Genomic DNA, 3,478 nt, shown 5'->3' with positions numbered 1-3,478 from the left:
CTAATGATTTTTTATGGTAAATGGAGATAAATATGATTATAGGTGAAACTTATAGAAAAATACGAGAAGGAAAAGGTATTTCTATTTCTTCATTAGCAGGTGCAGAAATTTCAAAGTCTCAAATATCTAGATTTGAATTAGGAGAGACAGAAATCTCATTTTTTAAATTATTATATCTACTTGAAAAAATAGGTGTAACACTAGAAGAGTTTTTGCTTTCATGTAATAATTATCAGCCTTCAGACTTCAATACCTTGATACGCTTAGTTCAACAGGCTGCATACAATCAAGAAATCAAATCATTACTTAATATGGTAAGCAAAGAGATGGAACTGTTTAGAGAAACCAAATCTCATTATCATAAGTTAAACGCTATTTTCATTGAAAGTATTATCTATGGAATTGATAATACTCATCAATTGAGTAATCAAGACACCTCTTATCTTACTAATTATTTATTTTCTGTTGAAAACTGGGGATATTACGAAATTCTTATTCTTGGAAATTGTTGTCGAGCAATATTACCAAATTTATTATTTAGATATGCCAAAGAGGCGCTTAAAAAAGGAAAGTTGTATAGTTCTATACCTAGAAATAAACAAGCTCTCGTTCAATTACTTCTTAATTCACTTCTTATTATGATTGAAAACAGCTTATATGAGGAAGCTTTATTTTTAAAACAAGCTACTAAGAATATATTATCTAATTCCACAGATTTTTTTGAACAAACTATTCTTTTGTATTTAGAAGGATTTTTTGAACTTAAATTTCATCGTAATCAAAAATCAATTTTAAAAATAGAAGATGCTTTAAAAATTTTTGAATTATTCAATAAAACATTATACAAAAATTATAAAGATTACTACAAAAAAAATATTATCATTTTATTACAATGTGGTAATTCCTATTTTGAATAATTGCTTTTTTTGAAAAACTTTTTAATTCATCTAAAGAAATCAATTCCAGCTCTTCAGCAATACTATCCCAACTTGGAATATCAAATAATTTTTCTCTACAAATTGTTTTTAAATATTCATTTTTATTAACTTCACAATTTATGTACAATTCATTGATTACTCTTTTTTTAGCCTTATAAAATAATAGTTCATCAGATAAATCGGATTCATTAACAAGATTGTTCTCCAGTGTTTTAATCAATTTTTTCTTATAGATTGTAGGTGTTATAGTTACTATTTTTAGTAAAGTCATATTACTATAAAATATTGGGTATGATACAATATTATATATCCATTGCTTTTGTGTCCTTAACTTATGGTCTAATAATGAATCTTTAATACCAGTTAACATCGAGTTTAAGATACTTAACATTGCCATTTCATGAGATGATGCTACCATACCAGATATATCTAGATACATAGAAATTTCAGAAAGTTCTTGTTGTTTATCTAATTCCGTTAAACCAGTTGAAAAAGCCGGAGAGTTAATTTCTACAGATGATCCACTTAAAGGTAACATATTTTCAATACTTATGATTTCACTTTGTAGAAAACTTGGACCAGCAATAGCAATCTGGAATTCTCCTGCTTGAATATTTTTTATATAAAATTTATATAAAGTTTCTAAACTAACATACTCAATATTACCTCTAGTACCAATAATATCTATTGACCAAGAACTATTTTTAAAAATTACTCGATTATCATTAATAGATTTTTTACTATTTTCATACTGATTTAATTCAATTAAGACTATTTTCTTTTCCCTCAATAGTTCATCTTCAGTAATAGAAAGATTGAAAATCCTACTTATCAGTATTTTAAAAATTTTATTGAAATCTTCAGCTAGACAGTAACCACTTAAATTAATATAATCTCTAGATGTCTCTCCTTTAATAGCTGCACCATTCATATCAAACAATTCATTTAGTGATTGTTCATTCCCTGCTCGTATTAGTAAATGTTCAATAAGATGTGAAAATCCTAATTCATTTACTTGCTCAATACTAGTACCTGCAACAAACATCAATGAAAAATATGCAAATTTACTTGCTTGATTTTTTTTAAATATAATTTTCTTATTCATCAATTTTTAGAATCTCCCAGAGTTTACTTTTGTTGAAATCATGACCACATGTAGGACAATGAGATTGCTTAGAGAAGTGCTTGAATTCATCTTCCCTAAAACTATAAAAATCAAATCTAAATAAAGTATTCCAAACATTACTATTTTTCTCTGTTACACAATCTAACCATTTCTTCACAACCCATGATGACAATAATAGAATATTAGTTAAAATATTTGCAGTTATTAATTTTCCATCATAGTTTGAAAATTTTTTAACTAAATTTTGAAAGTTATCACTATCTTGTTCATAAAGTAAACAATCAACACAGCCTATATTTTGAATATTAGGATTACAAAATAAGAGTTTACCTGCGCTACGTTGGCTAAAACAGTATATACTAGGGATATTAAATAAATAGCATGCTCTATTTACTAATCTTTGTGCTATATAAGGAGGTTCATCCATACAACAAAATACCCAGTCACTTTCAGAAATTTCTTTTTTTACAGCATCAACAGTGCTCATTTTTAATTTTCTTTTTGTGACTACACACTGATAATTACGTTTTAGAATACAATCTTTTACACAGTCAACTTTATATTTACCAATATCGTTAAAGGTAAACATAGATTGCCTATTTATATTATTTTCTTTAACAATATCATCATCGACTAAATGAAGTCGCCCTACCCCTAATTGGGCTAATTGTAATGCGATATGAGAACCACCGGCTCCACATCCTAGTATGGTAACTTTTAAATTACTCAATTTTTCAAGTAATTTAATCCCACCAATACCTTCACTAGAATAATAAGTTTCCAGTGATTCATTAATTAAATAGTGATCAATTTGATTTACAGGTCTATCTAATATTTCTAATAAATTACGATCAGAAAATTTAGATATATATTTTTCTATAATATTTTCGGATATATCATATTTTTTTCTTAATAAATCTTTAATTTCTTCAAAGCTATTAATTCCATTGCAACAAGAAATTAAATCTGACCAAAAATCTGAGTATCCTGTAATTTCTAATACATCAACATCGTCAGCTCCAATTCTTAATCTGTCGTTCTTCCATTGGTAAACGATTCTATCCTGGTTCCATTTTGGGAAATAATTATCCATTTTATATCCTCAACTATTTGATAAAAGCATGCAAGATGGACATGCATGCTTTTGTTATACACGAGAAGTCAATTAATATTATTGACTTCTTTTTTATTAATACAAACTAATTTAAACTCTCTTTTTAAAAGTTTAAATTAACTAAATCTAAAATTATCTTAGATAAAGTACCAATTAGTTGTATTATCTTCACGAATTTCTTCAAATTCTAACTCCAAAATGTTGAAATCTTCCATAATCATGATCATCACCTCCTTTCTATTATAAAACAATAATCTGATCAAACTCTTTCAATATTTCTGGATTTTGATCATGAGTAAT

The 3,478-nt window shown here is 26.6% G+C and carries 3 protein-coding genes; 1 reads left to right on the top strand and 2 read right to left on the bottom strand.

Annotated features, from left to right (window positions below):
• The first annotated feature begins 32 nt into the window (after positions 1-32).
• Positions 33-917, top strand: coding sequence for a helix-turn-helix domain-containing protein (locus HMPREF2926_RS01805; RefSeq protein WP_049489281.1), 885 nt, complete (start codon positions 33-35; stop codon positions 915-917).
• On the opposite strand, the gene HMPREF2926_RS01800 is transcribed toward HMPREF2926_RS01805, so the two are convergent.
• Together HMPREF2926_RS01800 and HMPREF2926_RS01795 are read right to left on the bottom strand one after the other, a co-directional pair.
• Positions 880-2,043: a M16 family metallopeptidase gene (locus tag HMPREF2926_RS01800; RefSeq protein ID WP_049489280.1), complete on the bottom strand. Its 1,164-nt coding sequence runs from the start codon at positions 2,041-2,043 to the stop codon at positions 880-882. The genes HMPREF2926_RS01805 and HMPREF2926_RS01800 overlap by 38 nt on opposite strands.
• Positions 2,036-3,157, bottom strand: coding sequence for a HesA/MoeB/ThiF family protein (locus HMPREF2926_RS01795; protein WP_049489279.1), 1,122 nt, complete (start codon positions 3,155-3,157; stop codon positions 2,036-2,038). The genes HMPREF2926_RS01800 and HMPREF2926_RS01795 overlap by 8 nt, the downstream gene beginning before the upstream one ends.
• Between the last annotated feature and the right edge of the window lie 321 nt (positions 3,158-3,478).

The sequence above is a fragment of the Streptococcus sp. HMSC078D09 genome (assembly GCF_001813675.1).
GTDB lineage: Bacteria > Bacillota > Bacilli > Lactobacillales > Streptococcaceae > Streptococcus.
Note: the sequence above shows the minus strand (reverse complement) of the source record. Positions and strands in the feature narration are given on the sequence as shown.